The following is a 20,582-nucleotide window of genomic DNA, read 5'->3' as shown; positions in this document are numbered from 1 at the left end:
CATGAAACGCGATACGCCCGATCTTCCTGCCGCCGATATGCGCGCCGCGCTCGCCGGCCTGTTCGACCTGACCGGCAAGGTCGCGATCGTCACCGGCTGCAACACGGGGCTCGGCGCGGCGATGGCCGTGGCGCTCGCGTCGGCGGGGTGCGACATCGTCGGTGCAAACCGGTCGGTGCCCGACGAGACGTCGGCGCGCGTCGCAGCGGCCGGGCGGCGCTTCGTCGACGTGCGTGCCGATCTGTCGACGCTCGAGCCGGTCGAACGGATCGTCGGCGGCGCGGTCGATGCGTTCGGTCACGTCGACATCCTCGTCAACAACGCGGGCCTGATTCGCCGCTGCGATGCGCTCGAATTAACCGAAGCCGACTGGGACGCCGTGATCGACGTGAACCTGAAGAGCGTGTTCTTCCTGTCGCAGGCCGTCGCGCGCCAGATGGTGCGGCAGGGGCGCGGCGGCAAGATCGTGAACGTCGCGTCGATGCTGTCGTTCCAGGGCGGCATCCGCGTGCCGTCGTACACGGCGTCGAAGAGCGGCGTACTGGGTCTCACGCGCCTGCTCGCGAACGAGTGGGCCGCGCGCGGGATCAACGTGAATGCGATCGCGCCGGGTTACATGGAGACCGACAACACCGCGCAGTTGCGCGAGGACAGCCGGCGCAGCGACGAAATCCTCGGCCGCATCCCGGCCGGCCGCTGGGGCGTGCCGGACGATCTCGCGGGCGCGGTGGTGTTTCTTGCGTCGCGCGCATCGGACTACGTGCACGGTCACACGCTTGCCGTCGACGGCGGGTGGCTCGCGCGCTGACCGTACCGCACGGCGAACGCGTTATGCTCTCCCGATTCGCATCTCACGGATTCACGGACATGACAGTAACGCCCAGACAGCGCAAGCGCGATCAGGCGAACCCGGAAGTGGGGGGCGGCCATCCGCGGGCCGGCCATCCGGAGACCGGCGATCCGCACGCGGCCGGCAGCGCGGAGAAAGCCGACTCGGTTGCGGCCGTCGGCAAGGTCTTCACGATCCTCGCCGCGCTCGGCGAACGCCGCGAGATCGGCATCAGCGAACTGTCGCAGCAGCTCGGCATGTCGAAGACGACGGTGCATCGTTTCCTGCAGACGCTCAAGGCGCTCGGCTACGTCGCGCAGGAAGGCGAGACCGACCGCTATCGCCTGACGATCCGGCTGTTCGAGCTCGGCAGCAAGGCGCTGGAGAGCGTGGACCTCGTGCGCGAAGCCGATCTCGAGATGCGCCGCATCGGTCAGCTGACGCGCGAAGCCGTGCATCTCGGCGCGTTCGACGAAGACGCGATCATCTACATCCACAAGATCGACGCCGATTACGGGCTGCGCATGCAGTCGCGGATCGGCCGGCGCAATCCGCTGTACAGTACGGCGATCGGCAAGGTGCTGCTCGCGTGGATGGCGCCCGGTGAGGCGCGTGCGGTGCTGGCCGGCATCGAGTTCCGGAAGTCGACCGCGAAGACGCTCGCGTCGGCGGAAGCGGTGATGAGCATCCTGCCGCACGTGCGGCAGCAGGGCTATGGCGAGGACAACGAGGAGCAGGAAGATGGCCTGCTGTGTCTCGCGGTGCCCGTGTTCGACCGTTTCGATCGCGTGATCGCGGGATTGTCGCTGTCGTTTCCGACGATGCGATGCGGCGCGGATACGAAGGCGCATTACGTCGCGCTGCTGAAGGAAGCCGGGCAGGCGATTTCCGCGCGGCTTGGCCATCGTCCGGAGGCGGCCGGGGTCGAGCAGGCGACGGTCACGTAGGATTGAGCACATGCCGGTAGAGAGCCGGTAAAACGAAACGACAATACGACGTCAAGAACGGATCATGCAGATGAACATGACGATGCGCATCGGTATCGCGATGCTGGCGATCGGCACGTGCCTGGGCGCGAACGGCGCGCATGCAAAAAACGCAGTGGACTGCGAAAAGCTCAACACCGCAACGAGCGGCCCGGACGACAACTTCCGGCCGCCGGCTTCAGGCACGGTCATCGGCGCGGGGCGCGTGTACTTCTACTCGGCGCCCGATGCGCAATGCGTGACGAAGCGCACCTTCATCATTCCCGGCGATTCGGTGACCGTCTACAAGCCGCACGGGCGCTGGTACAACATCATGTACGTGAACGGCAAGACCGGCGAGGACTTCGAAGGCTGGGTCGAGCAGGGCCGCGTGCGCCTCGGTGGTCAATACGGTGCACAGTAAGTAACCGTCGGCGGCAATGCCGCTACGCCGACACCCACGCACCATCCTGCTTCAAATACTCCGCCCGCTGCGGTCGCTGATACAGGTAACCCTGTGCGTACTGAATCCCGACCGTATGCAGTGCGCGGTGTTGCGTTTCCGTTTCCACGCCTTCCGCGATGATCTTCAGGTCGTAGTGATGCGCAACGGACGCGATCCCCTCGATCAGCCCCGCGTTACCGCCGTTCAGTTGCGAGATGAACTGGCGATCGATCTTCACGTAGTCGAACGGAAAGCGCGACAGCATGTCGAGATTGCTGTGATGCGTGCCGAAATCGTCGATCGCGAACTTCGCGCCTTTCGCTCGCAGCGCATGGAAGATCGCGGTGGTCCGCGCATTCTTCTCGAGCAGGATGCGCTCGGTCACTTCGAGCACCAGCGTAAAGCCCGGCGGCAGCGCGCGGATTGCCTCCTCGACGATGGACACGAACCGCGTGCGCTCGAGATCCTTCGGCGCGATGTTGACGGCGATACGCAGCGGCATGCACGGCGTCAGCGCGGACAGTTCCGCCACGGCTGTCCGCAGCACGAATTCGGTCACTTTCGGCAGCACCGCGCTCGATTCGACCTGCGGGATGAACACGGCCGGGCTGATGGCCCCCCACTTGGGGTGCTGCCAGCGCAGCAGCGCCTCGACGCCGACGGTCCTGCGCGTCTCGACATCGACGATCGGCTGGTACACGACGTGGAGCTCGTCGCGCCTGAGTGCGTTACGCACGGCCTTCAGCAGCAGCCGGCGCGGCGCCATCGCGAGCAGGTAAGCCGCCATCACGAGGCCGTCCGCCAGCAGCACGATCGTGATGGCGATCAGCCGGTCGTGCTGCCGGACCTGCGACGCGTAGTGCGCGGATGCGGCAACCCGCACCGTGAACGGCCAGCGGGGCGAGACGAGCGTGCTGCCGCCCGCGGGATCCGTGGCCGACTCCGGCGTGAACTTCCCGTGCTGGTCGAGATGGCCCGAACCCGCGATCGACAGCGTCGCGGTTTCCGTTCCGTAGCGGGCGCCGTGCGCGAGCGCGTCGGCCACGTAGTCGCCTTCGATCAGGTAGAGCACACCCGCGCCGGGTGCGGTCGCGTAAAACACGGGCAGCACCGGGATACCTTGCTGGAACGGCGTCTGGCGCAGCAGCGTGACGAGCGTCGAGCCCGGTTCCGGCTCGTGGGTATACGCGCCGAGCGGCAGGTCGATCGCCCCCAGCGCCGACGAGCACATGACACGGCCCTCGTGCACCAGCGCGACGGCGCGCAGATAGCGCAGGCGCGTGCCTATCTCGGCGAGCGTCCGGAATACCGCCGGGCATGGCCGCCCGACGAGCGCGGTCAGTTCGTCCACATGCCGCAGGCGCGCACCGTCCAGGATGCGGTCCACCGAGGCCACGATGTCGTTCGCGATGACGCGCTCATGCTCGGTGACGGTATCGCGCGCGTAGCGGTCGGCAAGCGCGATCGCAAATGCCGGTACGAGCACGCAAACGATTACGGCGGCGAAAAAGGCAACCCGCGGCCATGCGCCGCTGCGCTGGAAAACGGCCTTCGAGCCTGGCGTGAACGCTGACATTCCCGCGGTCGCCTTTGGTGTTGTGTGTATGGAGAGGCGAGTCGAACCGGTCGATACACCCACGGCGTGCATGTGTCATGCCGGGTTCTGGCCATGCGCGATGCGCGCCGGTATCGCAATGCGATCGATGCTGCGGTCGCGGCGGGCATCTGCGGCAACCCCGTCGCAATCGGCCAATCATTCCGGCGGCTGGCCGCTATGAGCATGTGCACGCAGCGCATGTATATCGACATAACACACCGAAAAAACCCCGGCCGCATGGTCTTGCGGCCGGGACGAAAAAACACCGTCTCTTGGCACGAGGATGGTGCGCGGCAAGTATAAGATGTGACGAGAGATTGTGAAATATTGTTATTCAACGATTAGTGTAGTTTTGTCATTGCGTCTCGACAGGAAACATTCTTTCGGGATGCTGTCTTCGTCGACCTGCCGGCGGCCCGCGATCGGCCGCCGCGCGATACGGTCGCACGTCTTGCGGGAGCGCCGGGATGGAAGAAAATACCGCGCCCACGGTCACCATGACCGATGGCGCAGCCGCGGCCGACGGCGGTACGCTGTGGATCCAGATTGCCGTGAACGGGCAAACCCGTAACTACCTGCTCGACCGCGCGCTCGCCTCGCGCGGCACGTCACGCTACGACACCATCAGCAGTGGACATGGTCCGCTTTCGAAAGGGGAACGAAAGGAATTGCTCGCGCTGCTGCGCAGCATTGCCGATCCCGCGATGTGGGCCGGCATGGTCGGCACGTTCGTGCAGGTGCTGCAGGCGTCCGAAGATGAGTGAACGATACGGCGCCGGCGCGCCGCGCGGGCCGCGATTCAGAAATCGTTGCGCATCTTGCGCAGCAGGTCGCCGCCCGACTGGTGCGTATCCACCGCGGTGAGCACATCGGTCAGGAACCACGGCAGGTTCAGTTGCGTATTGGCATCGCTGACGCATACGCGGATCGGCGGCGCCTTCGACGACGCGCGGGCGTCATGCGTGGCGTCGCGGGACGGCACGCAGTTTTTTGCGTGCGCTTGAACGGGCGCCGGCTCGGCACTGCCGGACGGCGCACCGGCGGCGGCCGGCAAGCTGACGGCGGCCAGCAGGGTCAGGACAGCGACAGCAGCAACGCGTTTCATGGGATTCTCCGGCGATGCTCGTTCGACCGCGCGGGCGGACGCGAGTTCGTCGGCGGCTCGCTGGCGCGCTGCACTCAGCCGCGCGCGACGTTCGCGGCCCGCGCCGGTTGCCGGCTGCGCCACTGCTGCGGCGATTCGCCGGTCCAGCGCCGAAAGGCGCGCGTAAAGGCGCTGTGTTCCGAATAGCCGAGCAGCCAGGCGACTTCCGCGAGCGTCAGCCGCGGATCGTTCAGGTGGTCGATTGCGAGCCGCCGCCGCGTGTCCTCGCGTAGTATCCGGAAGTTGAGCCCGAGTTCGGCGAGGCGTCGATGCAGCGTGCGCGACGACACATGCAGGTCCGCGGCAATCTGTTCGAGGCTCGCTTCGCCCTGCGTCAACAGGCGCGCGACGGCTTCGCGCACCGACTGTTCGAGATCGTCCGTCTGCCGCAGCTCGGCAAGCAGCGCGCTCGCCTGGCGTTCCATCATCTGCAGCAGCGCGTCGTCCGGCTGGCGCAGCGGCTGCGTGAGCAGGTGCAGCGGGAACGCGAGGCGGTTCACCGGCTGGCCGAATCGCACCGGGCAGCCGAAATAGTCGATGTACGGTTGTTCGTCGCCGGGTGACGGGTGCACGAAGCAGACCTCGTCGGGCCCGTGATGCGTACCGGTGATGTTGCGTGCGAACTGGACGATGGCCGTCAGCGCCACTTCATCGACGAGCGGGCCGAGCGGCTCCGGCGCGTCATGCCATTCGATCGCGACCGACGTCGCCTCGACCCGCACTTCCATGCGCGCGACGTTCGCAATCAGGTGTTCGTATTGCTGCCAGCGCGCGAGCGCGGCGCCGGCATCGCGGCACGCATGCAACGCATAGCCGAGCGCACCGAGATGGGCGGGCGTGATTCGCTGGCCGACGTGCAGGCCGAGCAGCGGATCGTCGAGCGCGTGCACCGCGCATTCGAGCAGGCGCCGCCAGTGAGCGCTCGCGTACAGCGTGAGCCCGCGATCGTCCTCGGGCGGCCGCGCGTCGCCGAGCACGCGCGCGGCATCCTTGCCCTGCTCGGACAGATAGTCGAACAGCAGCCGCACGTAGGTGCTCGAGTAGTAGACGCGCTGCGTCGATAGCGGGGAGGCGGCGGGCATGGCGGAAAGTGTCAAGTAATCGTCGGCAAGTGTCAACGCGGGGCGACCCGTGCGCGACCATACTGCCGGTCAGTTCTTGATCGAGGCCGCGAACATGCCGACCGAGTTGATGACGTGGCTCCACGCGTTCCTGGGTAACGACGTGGACTGGAAGCAGGTGCTGCTGATCGGCATGACGCCGGTCTTCCTGATCGCGTTCGCGATCGAATACGCGATGATGACCGGGCGCGGCCGCCGCGAGCCGTTTCGCTGGAAGGAGATCGTCGCGAACCTGTCGCTCGGCGCCGGCTATCAGGTGGCCGAAACCGTGATGGGGCTCCTGTTCACGGGTGCGATTTTCGCGTTGGTCTACCGGCACCGGCTGTTCGACGTGCCGGTGAACGGCTTCACGATCGTGCCGATCTTCGTCGTCGTGGAGTTCTGCTACTACTGGTTTCATCGCACGTCGCATCGCGTGCGCTGGTTCTGGGCCGCGCACGTGCCGCATCACAGCGGCGAAGTGATGAACTTCACGACCGCGATGCGGCAGTCGCTGCTGAACGCGTTCGTCGGCGTGTTCGTGTTCTACCTGCCGCCAGTGTGGCTCGGCATCCCGCCGGCCGTCGTGCTGTTCCTGCTCGCGGTCGATCTCGCGTACCAGTACTTCGTGCATACCGAAGCGATCGGGCGGCTGCCGCGCTGGTTCGAGTACGTGTTCGATACGCCGTCGAATCATCGCGCGCATCATGGCCGCAATCCGCGTTACATCGACAAGAACTACGGCGGCGTGCTGATCATCTTCGATCGCCTGTTCGGCACGTATGTCGAGGAAACTGAGCCGGTCGACTACGGGATCACGCAGCAGATTCGTTCGTATAACTTTCTGGTGTTGAACCTGCACGAATTCGTCGACATGTGGCGCGACGTGTTCGCGCCCGGGCCCGTCCTGCAGCGGCTGAAACACCTGTGGATGCCGCCCGAATGGGAGCGGCCGGGGCATCGGCCGATTCATGCGTGGAGTGTCGAGCGCAAGGGCGAGGAGGAGGCCGCGACAGCATCGCGTGCCATGTCTGATGAGGAGGCGTCGGCGCAAGGGCGCAAGATCGTACAAGCCGCGGGTACGCGATCCGGCTAACCTGCGTGCTTTCCTCGGCGGAAGGCGCGGCGGGCAATGACGAAGAAAGTATTCTGGGACGATCCCTACCGGACCACGCTGGATACCGTCGTCAGCCACGTCGACGGCGATCGCGTGCGGGTGGACGCCACCATCTTCTTTGCGTTTTCGGGTGGGCAGGGGAGCGACGCGGGCTCACTGGGCGGCTATCCGGTCATCCAGGCCGACAAGCAGGGCCTCGACATCGTTTATACGCTGCCACGCGATCATGCGCTGAGCGTCGGGGATCGCGTGACCTGGCGCATCGATTGGGCACGGCGGTACCGGCTGATGCGTCTGCACTTCGCGGCCGAAATGGTGCTGCAGCTGGTCTATCGGCTCAGGCCCGGCATCGAGCGCATCGGCGCGCATATCGGGCAGGACAAGGCGCGCATCGACTTCGCGAGCGACACGAGCGTGGCGCCGCTGTTTCCCGAGATCGAATCGGCCGCGGCCGACCTGTCGAAGCGCGACCTGCGCATCGTGACCGATTTCAGCGATGTCGACGCGCAACGCCGGTTCTGGCGTGTCGACGGCTTCGCGACGATGGCGTGCGGCGGCACGCATCCGGCGTCGACCGGCGAGATCGGCATGCTGACGCTCAAGCGCAGGAATACCGGGAAGGGCAAGGAGCGGATCGAGGTCATGCTGGTCGAGCCGGAGAGCGCCGGCGGGTAGCGGGGCGAGCGGGTTGCGTAACCCGCCGCCCGCGTCACGTCACTGATACCCGTAACACTGCTTCAACCCCGCGTAGTCATAGAAGTGGCTGCCCGGCGCGATTTTCGCGCCGTCGCACGCAGCCTGGAAATCCGTTTCGCGCTCGTTGTACAGCATCTTCACGATGAGGCGCGAGCCGTTGCGATAGACATCCCACTGCATGTTCGCGGCCATCGGCGACACTTGTTCACCGCGCCACGGATTGGTCGCGTACGTGTACGTCTGCGCGTGCGGCGTCGGCACGAACACGTTCTTCAGGTTCATGATCGACGCGAACGGAATCACGATCTCCGCATGCGTGAAGCGCAGCTTCGCGGCGCGGGTCAGGTCGCCGCGCGCGATCGCATCGACTTCACCGAAGAAATCGTCTTGCAGCACCTTCGCCATCCGGTACGTGACGGGGTTCGTTTCCTGGATGCCGGGCCCCTTCTGGTAGTAGTCCTCGGCATCCTGCAGATACGCGAGATACTGCGCCTGCTCCGCGCCGATGTAATTCTCCATCGTGACGCCGCCGGTTTCCGCCGTCATCGCGGGCGCGACCTGCAGCAGGTTGTACAGCACGTTCACCGCATCGACGGCCGTCGCGATCTTGGTCTTGCCGTCGCCCTTCAGCGTGTTGGTGAACTTGCCGTCCGCCGACGTGAAGGCATAGGTGCCGGTGTTCGCGAACGTGTAGCCGTCGGTGCCGAGCTTCGCGATGAAGGCTTGCGACACGAGCGCGGACAGCACCGTTTGCGCAACGTCGGCCGCCTGCGGCGCGGCCTTGATCGCGTTGAGCTTCGCGGCCACCGTCGCGTCGTTCGCATAGGCCTGGTATGCCTGGCTCGCCTGATAGGTCGCGTAGTACGGGTTGCCTGCATCGGTCACGAGATCGGTGGCCGGCTTCAGCGCGTGGAAATACAGCAGGAAGCGGTTGGTGCCGGCCGGCTGCGCGACCGGCGCGTTCGCGGGATAGCCGGACGGCGCGGCGGGCAGCGTGATCGCCGAGGCCAGTGCCGGCTGCGCGGCCACGAGCGACGCGGAGAAATACGTCGAGCTGTCGACCGCGCGATCCTGGCCGGAGTTGACGACGACGACCTGCCGGTTGCCGGCCGCGAACAAGGCAGGCAGCCGCTGCGCGAGACGTGCGGCGAGCTGCTGGTGTTCGCGGATGCCGGTTTGCGTGAGATTGCCGTACCCGGGCGTCGAGATGCCCGCCACGCCATAGCCGAGCAGTGCATTGGCCTTCATCATCGCGTACGTGTCGGCCTTGAGCTGCGCGCCGAGTGCGGTCAGTGCGCCGTCGGCCTCGGCCTTGACCAGCATCGCGTAGATCGCGCCGTCGTACTTGAAGCCCGACAATCCACGCGAGCCGTGGCGCGCGACGAGTTCCGTATAGACGGGCGCGTAGCCGGCGGGCGGCGCTTCGTACGTCGCGGCGTCCTGCTGCGGGCGGTACGGTGTCTTCGTCTGGTAGTAAGTCGCGGGTGTCGGCTTGGGCTGAGGCTGTGGCTGCGGTTGCGGTGCGGGCGTCGAGCCGCTGTTGTCGGCAGAGGCCGCGGGTGGTGCCGAGTCGTCCCCGCCGCAAGCGGCGAGCAGTAGGCAGGTAATCGCGAGGGCGGTGGCGGTGCGGATCGGGCGTGTCATCGTGGCGTGCAACGGGCGGGACGATGCAGGTTTGCGTCGTCCCGTCTCCGGGAGTGATCGGTCAAGCCCGGAAGTGTTGCAAGCGACTTTGACAGCAGAGTGTCAGGATTCGGTCGGGCAATCGTCGGATTGCCTTCGAGTCGCGCACGGCCGGCCAACGCCGGCCCGTGCGCCGGCGTTCAGTGCAGGCCGGCCGATGCGATCGAGCGCACGGTGTCGGTGATGTTCACGCAGCGCGACAGGCCGAAATGCTCGGCTTCGCGGCGCTCCGGTTCGCTGCTCGCAATGGCCGCCGCGCGTTCGGGCGGCACGCCGAGTGCCTGCAACGCGACGTCGAAGGGATGCTGGGTTGATCCGGAGTCCTGCTGATTGGCGTCCGTGACGACGACCGAGAAGCGGTCGAGGTTCGCGCGGCCGAACTGGCCTTCGAACATGTCGCTGAGCCGTGCGGCCGGCAGCGTCGTGACGAGACCGAGTCGATATCCTTCTTCCGATGCTCGATCGAGCCACTGGATGATCGCATCGCGTTGATGGCGCGATTCATGCGAATCCGGCGTTGCTTCGATTTGCGCGAATGCTGCGTCGAGACGGGTGACGATGGCTTCGATAACCACGGTGATTCCTCTTCAGAGACGTGATGATCCGTTCGCCGACGGGAATGCCACACACCTTAGCGTCGATCCGGAAAACGCGACCAATTAATATTTATATCCGACCCATACGATTCGACTAATGAATGGGACGACGAGCCAATGTGGGCGCGGGATGCGTGTCGCACGGCCTGTTCCGCGCGAATCGCATCGCATCGACGGCCCTCGATGTGATGCACCAGATTCGCGCACGCGCTGAATGCACCGCGCATGGGCAAATGAAAAAACGGCATATCGAACGATGCACGCCCGATATGCCGTCTTGCGAGGCTGCGTGTGAATCGACGCGATCAGTGCAGCTTGATCGACGGCTGGTTGCGGCTTTGCAGCCAGTGGCTCAGCGACTGGAACAGCGCACGCTTCACGCCGACCACGCTGAACAGGTGCTTGCGATACAGGAACTTGTACAGTCCGATTGCGGCAAGCCCGTCGACGATCAGCGAGCGCGAACGCACGCCGATGTCGGCCTGGTACACGGCGCCCGCATGCCCGAGCGACACGACGGTGCCCGCATCGCGGAATGTGAAGCCGTCCACCGGCTTGCCGGCGACGCGCCGCGCGAACGCGTTGACCAGGTACACGGCCTGCTGAAAAGCGACCTGCGCACGCGGCGGCAGGAAGCCGTTCGCGCCGGCCGTCGGGCAGGCGGCGCAGTCGCCGAACGCATACACGTGCGGATCGTCCGGCGTCTGCAGCGTCTCGGTCACGATCACCTGGTTCGAACGATTGAGCGCGATGTCGCCGATCTGCCGCAGGAACGCGGGGCCCGCCACGCCGGCCGCCCAGATCGTGATGTCGCTTGCGAGCCGTTCGCCGGTCGAGGTCGTCACGGCATCCGCGCCGACTTCCGCCACGCGGGTATCGGTCAGCACGTCGACGTTCAGCGCGCGAAGCTGCGCGTGCATCTTGCCGGACAGCCGCTCGTCGAGCGCCGGCAGGATGCGCGGGCCGCCTTCGATCAGCCGGATGTGCACGTCGCGCGCGGACACTAGCGCCTTGAAGCGGTACGTCGTCAATTGCTGGATCGCATCCCGCAATGCCGCTGCCAGCTCGACGCCCGTCGCGCCCGCACCGATCACGTTGATGCAGATCGGCGCCGCGCGCCGCGCGGGCTGCTGCTCGGCCAGGTGATTCGCCTTCGTGCAGGCCGCGAGGAACTTCCGGCGGAAATCCTCGGCCTGGTCGAGGTTTTCGAGCGGCAGCGCGTGGCGCGCCGCGCCCGGCACATTGAAGAAGTTCGTCACGCTGCCGACGGCGAGCACGAGATCGTCATAGCCGAGCTCGCGCTGCGGCAGGATTTCCGTGCCGTCCGCATCCTGCACGGCTGCGATCGTCGCCGTGCGTGCCGCGCGGTCGACGTGTTGCAGCGCGCCCTGCATGAAGCGGAAACCGTGGCGCTTCGCTTGCGCCGCGTATTCGATCGTGTGCGAGGCCGGGTCGCGATGGCCCGATGCGGCTTCGTGCAGCAGCGGCTTCCAGAAGTGCGTCGGATAGCGGTCGATGAGCACGACTTCGGCTTGCCCGCGGCGTCCGACCGTATCGCCGAGACGTGTGGCGAGGTGCAGGCCGCCGGCGCCGCCGCCGACGATCACGATGCGCGGCAGGCGCGGTGCGCGGTCCGTTGCAAGGTTGGGCGTGGTGTTGTCCATGTTGGGCTCCCGCTGAATGACGATTCGGATGACATTGCTCAAGAACCGACGATATAGTTTTGAACCTACACGAACAATTTAATGTTTATAAGCGACTCATATGTATTCACTTATAGGAAAGACCGCGACGTTCCGGCAGCTGAAGGCGCTGGACATGATTGCGCGGCTCGGCAGCGTGTCGCGGGCGGCCGAGGAACTGAACCTGACGCAACCGGCCGTGTCGCTGCAGGTGCGCCTGCTCGAGGAGGCGGTGGGCGCCGCGTTGCTGCAGCGGGTGGGGCGGGGCGTGCAGCTGACCGCGGCCGGCGAGATCGTGTCGCGCTATGCGCGCGAGATCCTGCATCTGTGGAGCGAGGCCGGCGACGAAGTGGCCGCGCTGACGGGCGATCTCGGCGGCACGCTGCGGATCGGCGCGATCACGACGGCCGAGTACCTGATTCCGCCGCTGCTCGTGAAATTCACCGCGACGCGTCCGCACGTGAAGACTTATTTCAAGGTTGGCAATCGCGACGACATCATCCGCATGCTCGCCACGCATGAAATCGATCTCGCGGTGATGGGCAGCGCGCCGAAGGAACTGCGCACGCATGCGGTCGAGTTCGCGAAGCATCCGATGGTGTTCGTCGCGGCGCCCGGCCATCCGCTGATGCAGCGCAAGCGCGTCGCGCTGAAGGATCTCGAATCCGCGCACCTGCTCGTGCGCGAACGCGGCGCGGGTACGCGCTCGACCGTCGAGAGCCTGTTCAAGAACGCGGGTTACCGGTTCCATGTGGGCTCCGAACTGTCGAGCAACGAGGCGATCAAGCAGATGGCCGAAGCGGGGCTCGGCGTGGCGTTCCTGTCGTTGCACGCGTGTGCACTCGAACTGCGCACCGGGCTGCTCGGGCAACTGCCGTTTCCCGGCAACCCGATCGAGCGCGAATGGTATGTGGTCACGCTCGCCGACCGGCGGATCTCGCAGGTCACGGGGCTGTTCCGCGATTTCCTGATCAAGCAGGGCGCACCGGTGATCGACGGCGCGACGGCGGCGCCGCACGAGCGGCGGCGCAAGTAGGCGAATGCGTTGACCGGCCGGTCAGACGAGCCCGAAGTCGTCGTTGCTGTCGGGAATCGACGCGAGCAGCCGTTCGAGCCGGTACCAGCCGACGATGCGCAGGCACCAGGCGGTGATCGGGGCGCGGTTGCTGCGGGAGTGGCGCCCGGATGACGGACGGGTGGCGGCGGAACGCGGGCGCGCGGTGAACGCTGCGCGTTGCGCAAGGCACTGATGGGGCATGACGGTCTCCGTAGGTGTCGGATGGGGCCATCGTAAGTGGCGCGGCGCCCGCCGGCGCACACGCAAGGATGGCCCTGAGCAGGAACGGATGATCTTTTTCTGCTCGACCCGGGCGCGTTGCCGGCAGGCCCGGCAGACCGCCCGAAAACGCGTCACAATGCGCGTTCGACATCCCGATCCACTGGAGGAAGGCCATGAGCGATGCGATTCTCGCGGCGCCGACGGACAACGGCGTCCCGGTCAGCCTGCGCTCGAGCCGCGGGCTCGGCTGGCAGGGCTTCGGCGCGTCGCTGCTGGCAATCCGCGCGGGCACCTACCGGATTCCGGCGGCCGAGCATCACCGGATCGGCGTGCATATCGGGTCGCCGGTTCGCGCGGATTGCGTGTGCGACGGCGAGCGCGTGTCGCGCATCCAGGCGCACGGCGACGTCGACGTGATTCCGGCCGGCCTGCCCGGCCAGTGGACCGACAGCGCCGACTGCCAGATCCTCCATATCGCACTCAGCGACACGTTCGTGCGGCGGACCGTCGAACAGCTCGAACTGAAGCCGTCGCAGGGGCAGATCCGCCGCCGGCTGCAGGTGCGTGACCCGCGCCTGCAGCACATCGCGTGGGCGATGGCCGCCGAACTCGAAGCGGAAGACGCGTCGGATCCGCTCTACGCGGAAAGCCTGTGCACGGCGCTCGTCGCGCGGCTGGTCGACGGCCAGCCGGCGTTCCGCGAGCGCCGCCGCACGCTCGCGCCGAAGGCGGCCGCGCGCGTGATCGACTACGTCGAAGCGAACCTCGACCGGCGCATGACGCTGGCCGAACTCGCGGCGCTCGTGTCGATCAGCGTGCCGCATTTCAAGGTGCTGTTCCGCGAAACGCTCGGGATGCCCGTGCACCAGTACGTCGTGCGGCGCCGGGTCGAGCGCGCGAAGGCGTTGCTGCTAGAAGGCCGGCTCAGCATCAGCCAGATCGCGCTCGAAGCCGGGTTTGCGCATCAGAGCCACATGGCGAACTGGATGAATCGCGTGCTGGGCGCGACGCCGACCGAGATTGCGCGGTCGGGGGCAAGGGGCGGGCTGCGGCTTGCGTATGACGGCGAGGAGGGTGCGAAGCCTTCGCGTCGCTAGCCTCGGCTTCGCGGCGGCGCACGGCGCGATCCGTGCGCTCCCCGCATCCCGTCATCCTTTCCTGCTGTATTCATCCCTCCCTGCGCGCCGCTCCCGCCGCCCAACCTGACAATCACGACACTTTCATCCCCCAAGGAGCGAATCGTGTTCGTGATCTTCGGTGCATCCGGCAACGTCGGCCAGTCGACCGTGACGGCCCTACGCAACGCCGGCCATCCCGTGCGCGCGGTATTGCGCGACGCACGCCATCGTGAACGTTTCGTGCAGCTCGGCTGCGATGTCGTGATCGCCGAGCTGACGGACGCGAACGCGGTCGCATCGGCAATCGACGGCGCGCGGGCCGTGCAGATCCTGTGCCCGGTGCCGGTCGCCGACCCCGATCCGGCCGCGACGATGACGCGGACGATCGACGTCGCCACCGCCGCGCTCGCCGCCAACCCGCCGCCGGTGCTGCTCGCGCTGTCGGACTACGGTGCGGAGCGCGACGGCAATACGGGCATCACCCGGCTGTTTCATCACTTCGAGGAGCGGCTGAAGACGATCCCGACGCATCTGACGCTGCTGCGTTCGGCCGAGCATCTGCAGAACTGGACGCGCATCCTGCCGGTCGCACTCGGCACCGGTGTGCTGCCGAGCTTTCACCATCCGGTCGGCAAGGTGTTCCCGACGGTCTGGGCGCCCGACGTGGGCGTCGTTGCGGCGCGGCTGCTGCTCGACGCGCCGGAAGGCGGCAACGGGCCGCGCATCGTCAGTATCGAAGGGCCGCGGCGGGTGAGCGTGACGGCGATCGCCGATACGCTCGGCGCGGCGGCCGGCCGGCCCATCGTCGCGCATGAACTGCCGCGCGAGACGTGGGCCGCGACGCTGCTGCGTGCGGGCCTCAGCGAACGCCATGCGCAGTTGATCGTCGATCTCTACGATGTGCACAACGCGGGGCAGATCGACGTCGAGGAGGGGGTGTCGGAACGGCTTTACGGCACGACGACGCTGACCGATGCACTCGCACAACTGGTGCGCCAGCACGCGCGGTAATAGAGGCGGCGGCGACGCGCATTACGCATCACGCGGGTCGCCGCACCTTGTTAAGGATAGCGTATGAAAGCGACCCGATCACGATCCCCCAGAACGCGGAGCCGAGCCCGAGCCACGTCATGCCCGACGCGGTCGCGAGGAACGTGATCAACGATGCTTCGCGGTGGCTCTCATCCTCGAAGATCCCGTGCACGTTCGCGCCGATCGCACCGATCAGCGCGAGCCCTGCGAGGATCGCGACGAATGCTTTCGGCAGCGCGAAGAACACCGTGACGATCGTGCCGGCGAAGAGCCCGCCGATCAGGTAGATCGCCCCGTTCGCGAGCCCGGCGATGTAGCGCCGGTCCGGGTCTTCGTGCGCGTCCTTGCCGGTGCAGAGCGCGGCCGTGATCGCCGCGACGACGATCGTGATCCCGCCGAAGCACGCGACCACGAGCGACATCACGCTGGTCGCGGTGATGATCGGCCGCGCGGGCGTGTGATAGCCGGACACGCGCAGGATCGTCATGCCCGGCAGGAACTGGCCGGTGAGGCTGACGACCACGAGCGGCAGCGCGAGGCTGAGCGTCGTGCCGAGCGTCCATTCGGGCGCGATGAAGATCGGGTGCGCGAGGCTCGCCGACACGTTGTCGAGATGCGTCATCCCGAGCAGCGCCGCGAGCGCGGCGCCCGTCAGCAGCACGAGCACGATGCTGTAGCGCGGCAGCAGGCGCTTGAAGGTCACGTAGGCCGCGATCATCCCGAACGCGAGCGCGGGCTGTTCCGACGCGGCGGCGAACGCATGCGTGCCGAACGGCAGCAGGATGCCGGCCATCATCCCGCACGCGATACCGCGCGGAATGTGGCGCACGAGCCGGTCGAAATAGCCGGTCACGCCGATCAGCAGGATGATCAGCGCGGCCGTGATGTACGCGCCGACGGCCTGGTTGAGCGTCAGTTGCGGAAACAGGCCGACGAGCAGCGCGGTGCCGGGCGCTGACCACGCGGTGATGACCGGCACCTTCAGCTTCCAGCTCGCGAACAGGCCCGATACGCCGGCGCCGATCGAGATCGCCCAGACCCACGACGACACCAACGCATTCGACGCATGCGCTGCCTGCGCGGCTTGAAAGAAGATCGCGAGCGGGCCTGCGTAGGAAATCAGTACCGCGAGAAAACCCGCGGTAATCGCGGAAACGGACCAGTCGTTGCCGATCGCGCGGATTGCGCCGGGCGGGGTGTTCGGTTGCATCGTCGTGGGGGCGTGCGGCGCGCGGCCGGGAGCAGAGCCGGAGCGAATGATTGTTGGAAGCCCCGGACGAGCCGTCATTCTGGGCATTGCCGACGCAATTGGCAATGCTCGGGTGGGAGCAGGAATGTTGGTATTTCGTAAGGAATGCGCGGCGGGGCGGACGAATCGTCGGCTCCGCCGAACGTCACGTACTGATCTGCAGCACCTTGTCGACCACCGCCACCTTCACACCGCTCCCCGTCGACAACGACGCCGTGCCTTGGTCGAACGGATGCACGGGCGTATCGGTCGGCGTCCACGCATGGCGCGCGAGCAGTTCGCGATACCCGCCGCGAATCACGAAGCCGCCGCACTTCTGCGCGTACGCATCGCGTCGCATCCGGTACGCACGCGGCAGGTCGTACCACGGCAGCTTCGGCAGGTCGTGATGGACGAGGTGATAGTTGTTGTTCAGGTACAGCAGCCGCATCGCGAAGCCGGCTTCATTGATCGCGATGCGCGCCTTCGGATGCGGGGCGGCGCGGTGCTCGTACAGCGAGCGGATCATCGCGATCGACAACGCGGGCCACGTGATCACGAGCAGGTAATACCACCACGGCACGCCGATCGCCCATTGCAGCCACCCGAGCAGCGCAACCACGCAGGCGATATGCATCGCCCACATCGGCAGATAGCGGAAGTCGCCGCGACGAAACGCGGCGAATGCATCGATGCACATTGCAAAGATGCTCAGCGGCGGCCCGGCGATGAAGCGTCCGATGAAGGTCTTGCGGGCGACCGTCAGCACGCGGCGCCAGCGCGGCAGCTGCGCCCAGCGTTCGCGCGTGACGTAGTTCGTTTCGGGATCGACGCCCGGTACGGTCAGGTCCTCGTCGCGGTGGTGGTCGAGGTGTGTGTCGCGATACAGCGTGTACGGATACCAGACCGTCAGCGGCGGATAACCGAGCAGCTTGTTCACGAGGGCGGAGCGTGTCGGATGGCCGTGAAGCAGCTCGTGCTGCAGCGACAGGTGCCATGCGCCGAGCAGGATCAGCGGCGGCGTCGCGGCCGCGAGCGACAGCGTGCCGTCACGCACGAGCAGCAGCACGGCGAGCCAGCCGCCGTAGATCGCGACGACCAGCAGCCAGGTCGGCCACTCGGTGCGGGCGGTGAAGCGGGTGTCGAGCGCGGCGATCGCACGCGCGTGGTCGACGTCGAAGTATTCGGCCATGGCGTTGAGGCGGATTGAACGGGCAGTGCGGGGAACGAGCGGTTGAACCGGTGCGCTCGGCCCGGTGCGCAGGTGTCTCGCGGATCACGGTCGGCCTGTCCGTTATCACGTGCAATGGCGATGCTCGGGCAGGCATCAGGACGGTACCGGGATCGCGCTGCGCGGCCAACCAATCGATTCGCATTTGCTTATCGTCGCGTGGCCGATAAGCTTCGGGCGCGCTGCGCCGCGTTCAGCCCCCGTTTTACCGTGATCGAACCGGGTTCCGTTGCGCGAGCGTCACTGCGTAGAATGCCCGCATGAGCTCATGGATCGCCGCCCTGCCGATGTACAACGTGACGCCGCGCCACGACGCGCTGTGGCGCGCGTTGCTGCGCGACGCGCTCGATGCGTTCGCGAACGCGGGCGGGCCCGCCGATGTCACGCTTCCCGACGAACCCCTCGACGACCTGCACGCGCTGTGGCGGCGCGACGATCTGCTGCTGTCGCAGACCTGCGGCTACCCGTACCGGATGCTGGGCCTGCGCGATGTCGTGCGACTGATCGCGACCCCCGTGTTCGATGCCGACGGTTGCCACGGTGCGCACTACAGCAGCGTGCTGGTCGTGTCGGCAGATGCACACGCGGACGGCGCGACGACGCTCGCCGCATGCCGGGGGCTGCGGGCCGCATTCAACGGTCGAGATTCGCACAGCGGGATGAACGCGCTCCGGCACGCGGTCGCGCCGCATGCACGCGACGGACGATTCTTCGGATCGGTTACGGCGCTCGGCTCGCACCTGAACGTGCTGCGTGCGTTGGCTTTGGCGGAAGCCGATTGTGCGGCGATCGACTGCGTGACGTTCGCGTATGTACGCGACGCGTTGCCCGATCTGCTGCAGGACATCCGGATCATCGGGATGACGGCCTCTGCGCCGGGATTACCGTTCATCGCATCGCGCGCGCTGCCGGAAGCGCAGGTCGCCTCATTGCAGGACGCGCTCGATCACGCGGTCGCCACCGATGCGGAACGGGCGCGCGTGCTGCGGTTGAAGGGATTCGAACGGTTGTCGCCAGGCGACTACGACGTAATTGCGCGACTCGCGGAGGACGCGGCCGCGCACGGATATCCGGAACTGGCGTGATGCGGGGATAATGTGAGGGAATGCAGGGCGGCGCGCAACGGTGCGACCGTCCGCGCCGCGTTCCGTCACTCTTCGTCCATCAACCGGACCTTGACCCGCTTGCCCTTGATCTTCCCGGCATTGAGCTTGCGCAGCGCATCGCGCGCCACGCCGCGCTCGAGTGCGACATAGGTCGAGAACTCGGTCACGTTGATCTTGCCGATCTGCTTGCCGTCGAACCCGGCGTCGCCGGTCAGGGCGCCGAGCACGTCGCCCGGGCGGATCTTGTCCTTGCGCCCGCCGAGGATCTGCAGCGTTTCCATCGGCGGCGTCAGCACGCCGTCGTCGGCCGGCTTCAGTTCCGCGAGCGGATGCCATTCGACGTCGCGCTTCTGCGCCTGCTCGATCGCGCCGACGCGGCCCATCTCGTCCATGCTCGCGAGGCTCAGCGCCCAGCCGTCCTGATCCGCGCGGCCCGTGCGGCCGATGCGGTGCACGTGCACTTCGGGGTCGGGCGTCACGTCGACGTTGATCACGGCTTCGAGCTGCGCGATGTCGAGCCCGCGCGCGGCGACGTCGGTGGCCACCAGCACCGAGCAACTGCGGTTCGCGAACTGGATCAGCACCTGGTCACGCTCGCGCTGGTCGAGCTCGCCGTGCAGCGCGAGCGCGTGGAAGCCCTGCGCATGCAGCACGTCGAGCAGGTCGCGGCACTGCTGCTTCGTGTTGCAGAACGCGATCGTGCTCACCGGCCGGTAGTGGTTCAGCAACTGCCCCACCGCATGCAGCCGTTCGTCTTCCGTCACTTCATAGAAGCGCTGGCGGATCTTGCTGTTGTCGTGGCGCTCTTCGAGCTTCACTTCCTTCGGGTTGCGCAGGAACTGCTGGCTCAGCTTCACGATGCCGTCCGGGTAGGTCGCGGAGAACAGCAGCGTCTGGCGCGAGGTCGGGCACATCCGTGCGACCTTCGCGATGTCGTCGAAGAAGCCCATGTCGAGCATCCGGTCGGCTTCGTCGAGCACCAGCGTGTTCAGCGCGTCGAGCTTCAGGTTGCCGCGATCGAGGTGATCCATGATGCGGCCCGGCGTGCCGACGACGATGTGCGCGCCGTGCTCGAGGCTCTGCGCCTGCGGGCGCATCGGCGTGCCGCCGCACAGCGTCAGCACTTTCACGTTCTCTTCGGCGCGCGCGAGGCGGCGCACTTCCTGCGCGACCTGGTCGGCGAGTTCGCGTGTCGGGCACAGGATCATCGCCTGCACGTCGAAGCGGCGTGCGTCGAGGCGCGCCAGCAGCGCGAGCGAGAACGCGGCGGTCTTGCCGCTGCCCGTCTTCGCCTGCGCGATCAGGTCCTGGCCGGCCAGCGCGATCGGCAGGCTCGCGGCCTGGATCGGCGTCATGTCGACGTAGCCGAGCTGCGCGAGGTTGGCGAGCGTGGCGGGCGTCAACGACAGCGCGCTGAACGGCGTGGCGGTCGGCTGGGTCATTCCAGGTCTCCGAGGTAAGGGCGGCCTTCCATCTGCTCGTAGACGACCTTGCCTTCGTCGTCTTCGAAGCGTTCGAGGTAGTTGCGCGCGCCGCACAGCGGGCAGCGGAACAGCAGCCCCTGGCCTTCGTCCTTGATGACGACGTCGGACTGCTCCCACGGCGTGCCGCAGCTCTGGTTTCGGCAGGTAAACACGGTCTTTCTCCAGCTGAATTCGGTTGATGGCGCGCCCGGGCGGGCGCGGCAACGGCGGGCGGCGCTAGCGCGGCCTGGGCGCGGGCCGCACCGGGCGT

21 protein-coding genes are annotated in these 20,582 nt (G+C 66.8%); 10 read left to right on the top strand and 11 right to left on the bottom strand.

Features of this window, described 5'->3' with window-relative positions:
• The first annotated feature begins 1 nt into the window (after nt 1).
• The 3 genes from kduD (at nt 2) to CFB82_RS32685 (ending at nt 2,218) form a co-directional block, all read left to right on the top strand.
• Complete coding sequence (gene kduD / locus CFB82_RS32695) at nt 2–808, top strand: 2-dehydro-3-deoxy-D-gluconate 5-dehydrogenase KduD (RefSeq protein ID WP_089486717.1); 807 nt, start codon at nt 2–4, stop codon at nt 806–808.
• 59 nt (nt 809–867) lie between these two features.
• A complete protein-coding gene (kdgR, locus tag CFB82_RS32690) occupies nt 868–1,776 on the top strand; it encodes a DNA-binding transcriptional regulator KdgR (RefSeq protein WP_089486716.1) in 909 nt (302 codons plus the stop codon).
• Between the two features lie 70 nt (nt 1,777–1,846).
• Nucleotides 1,847–2,218, top strand: coding sequence for a hypothetical protein (locus CFB82_RS32685; RefSeq protein ID WP_089448362.1), 372 nt, complete (start codon nt 1,847–1,849; stop codon nt 2,216–2,218).
• A 22-nt stretch (nt 2,219–2,240) separates the two neighbouring features.
• On the opposite strand, the gene CFB82_RS32680 is transcribed toward CFB82_RS32685, so the two are convergent.
• Complete coding sequence (locus CFB82_RS32680; RefSeq protein WP_235986602.1) at nt 2,241–3,815, bottom strand: EAL domain-containing protein; 1,575 nt, start codon at nt 3,813–3,815, stop codon at nt 2,241–2,243.
• A gap of 488 nt (nt 3,816–4,303) precedes the next feature.
• Here CFB82_RS32680 and CFB82_RS32675 point away from each other — a divergent pair, with 488 nt between their 5' ends.
• Entirely contained in the window at nt 4,304–4,600 is a 297-nt protein-coding gene (locus tag CFB82_RS32675) for a hypothetical protein (RefSeq protein WP_089446871.1), read from the top strand.
• Nucleotides 4,601–4,635: 35 nt separating this feature from the next.
• Here the strand turns inward: CFB82_RS32675 and CFB82_RS32670 are convergent, their stop codons facing one another.
• On the bottom strand, nt 4,636–4,941 hold the full coding sequence (locus tag CFB82_RS32670; protein ID WP_069252820.1) for a hypothetical protein: 306 nt from the start codon (nt 4,939–4,941) through the stop codon (nt 4,636–4,638).
• A 74-nt stretch (nt 4,942–5,015) separates the two neighbouring features.
• On the bottom strand, nt 5,016–6,062 hold the full coding sequence (locus CFB82_RS32665; protein ID WP_089486715.1) for an AraC family transcriptional regulator: 1,047 nt from the start codon (nt 6,060–6,062) through the stop codon (nt 5,016–5,018).
• Between the two features lie 94 nt (nt 6,063–6,156).
• Here CFB82_RS32665 and CFB82_RS32660 point away from each other — a divergent pair, with 94 nt between their 5' ends.
• Both CFB82_RS32660 and CFB82_RS32655 read left to right on the top strand, forming a co-directional pair.
• Entirely contained in the window at nt 6,157–7,176 is a 1,020-nt protein-coding gene (locus tag CFB82_RS32660) for a sterol desaturase family protein (RefSeq protein ID WP_069252821.1), read from the top strand.
• A gap of 36 nt (nt 7,177–7,212) precedes the next feature.
• Complete coding sequence (locus CFB82_RS32655; protein WP_069250511.1) at nt 7,213–7,872, top strand: alanyl-tRNA editing protein; 660 nt, start codon at nt 7,213–7,215, stop codon at nt 7,870–7,872.
• Nucleotides 7,873–7,911: 39 nt separating this feature from the next.
• On the opposite strand, the gene CFB82_RS32650 is transcribed toward CFB82_RS32655, so the two are convergent.
• The 3 genes from CFB82_RS32650 to CFB82_RS32640 all read right to left on the bottom strand — a co-directional run bounded on the left by CFB82_RS32650 (nt 7,912) and on the right by CFB82_RS32640 (nt 11,836).
• The gene (locus tag CFB82_RS32650) at nt 7,912–9,537 is read right to left on the bottom strand and encodes a histidine-type phosphatase (protein WP_069250512.1); all 1,626 of its coding nucleotides are present in this window, start codon (nt 9,535–9,537) and stop codon (nt 7,912–7,914) included.
• A 179-nt stretch (nt 9,538–9,716) separates the two neighbouring features.
• On the bottom strand, nt 9,717–10,151 hold the full coding sequence (locus CFB82_RS32645; RefSeq protein ID WP_069250513.1) for a phosphatase: 435 nt from the start codon (nt 10,149–10,151) through the stop codon (nt 9,717–9,719).
• Nucleotides 10,152–10,477: 326 nt separating this feature from the next.
• On the bottom strand, nt 10,478–11,836 hold the full coding sequence (locus CFB82_RS32640) for an NAD(P)/FAD-dependent oxidoreductase (protein ID WP_069250514.1): 1,359 nt from the start codon (nt 11,834–11,836) through the stop codon (nt 10,478–10,480).
• Between the two features lie 100 nt (nt 11,837–11,936).
• Here CFB82_RS32640 and CFB82_RS32635 point away from each other — a divergent pair, with 100 nt between their 5' ends.
• On the top strand, nt 11,937–12,890 hold the full coding sequence (locus CFB82_RS32635) for a LysR family transcriptional regulator (RefSeq protein WP_069250515.1): 954 nt from the start codon (nt 11,937–11,939) through the stop codon (nt 12,888–12,890).
• A 21-nt stretch (nt 12,891–12,911) separates the two neighbouring features.
• Here CFB82_RS32635 and CFB82_RS32630 read toward each other — a convergent pair whose 3' ends face one another.
• A complete protein-coding gene (locus tag CFB82_RS32630) occupies nt 12,912–13,112 on the bottom strand; it encodes a hypothetical protein (RefSeq protein ID WP_069250516.1) in 201 nt (66 codons plus the stop codon).
• 194 nt (nt 13,113–13,306) lie between these two features.
• Here CFB82_RS32630 and CFB82_RS32625 point away from each other — a divergent pair, with 194 nt between their 5' ends.
• Both CFB82_RS32625 and CFB82_RS32620 read left to right on the top strand, forming a co-directional pair.
• Nucleotides 13,307–14,230: an AraC family transcriptional regulator gene (locus CFB82_RS32625; RefSeq protein ID WP_069250517.1), complete on the top strand. Its 924-nt coding sequence runs from the start codon at nt 13,307–13,309 to the stop codon at nt 14,228–14,230.
• Nucleotides 14,231–14,374: 144 nt separating this feature from the next.
• On the top strand, nt 14,375–15,262 hold the full coding sequence (locus tag CFB82_RS32620) for an NAD(P)H-binding protein (protein ID WP_069250518.1): 888 nt from the start codon (nt 14,375–14,377) through the stop codon (nt 15,260–15,262).
• 28 nt (nt 15,263–15,290) lie between these two features.
• On the opposite strand, the gene CFB82_RS32615 is transcribed toward CFB82_RS32620, so the two are convergent.
• Together CFB82_RS32615 and CFB82_RS32610 are read right to left on the bottom strand one after the other, a co-directional pair.
• A complete protein-coding gene (locus CFB82_RS32615) occupies nt 15,291–16,493 on the bottom strand; it encodes a benzoate/H(+) symporter BenE family transporter (protein WP_069250519.1) in 1,203 nt (400 codons plus the stop codon).
• Nucleotides 16,494–16,677: 184 nt separating this feature from the next.
• Nucleotides 16,678–17,703, bottom strand: coding sequence for a fatty acid desaturase (locus tag CFB82_RS32610; RefSeq protein WP_069250520.1), 1,026 nt, complete (start codon nt 17,701–17,703; stop codon nt 16,678–16,680).
• 299 nt (nt 17,704–18,002) lie between these two features.
• Here CFB82_RS32610 and CFB82_RS32600 point away from each other — a divergent pair, with 299 nt between their 5' ends.
• On the top strand, nt 18,003–18,827 hold the full coding sequence (locus CFB82_RS32600) for a phosphate/phosphite/phosphonate ABC transporter substrate-binding protein (protein WP_069250521.1): 825 nt from the start codon (nt 18,003–18,005) through the stop codon (nt 18,825–18,827).
• Nucleotides 18,828–18,892: 65 nt separating this feature from the next.
• Here CFB82_RS32600 and dbpA read toward each other — a convergent pair whose 3' ends face one another.
• Together dbpA and CFB82_RS32590 are read right to left on the bottom strand one after the other, a co-directional pair.
• Nucleotides 18,893–20,290 carry an ATP-dependent RNA helicase DbpA gene (gene dbpA / locus CFB82_RS32595; RefSeq protein WP_069250522.1) on the bottom strand — a complete coding sequence of 466 codons (1,398 nt, stop codon included), beginning with the start codon at nt 20,288–20,290 and terminating at the stop codon, nt 18,893–18,895.
• Complete coding sequence (locus CFB82_RS32590) at nt 20,287–20,484, bottom strand: hypothetical protein (RefSeq protein ID WP_011356541.1); 198 nt, start codon at nt 20,482–20,484, stop codon at nt 20,287–20,289. Before CFB82_RS32590 ends, dbpA begins: the two co-directional genes overlap by 4 nt.
• Nucleotides 20,485–20,582: the final 98 nt, after the last annotated feature.

This window comes from Burkholderia sp. HI2714 (assembly GCF_002223085.1).
GTDB lineage: Bacteria > Pseudomonadota > Gammaproteobacteria > Burkholderiales > Burkholderiaceae > Burkholderia > Burkholderia lata_D.
This window is presented reverse-complemented; position numbering and strand designations above follow the sequence as displayed.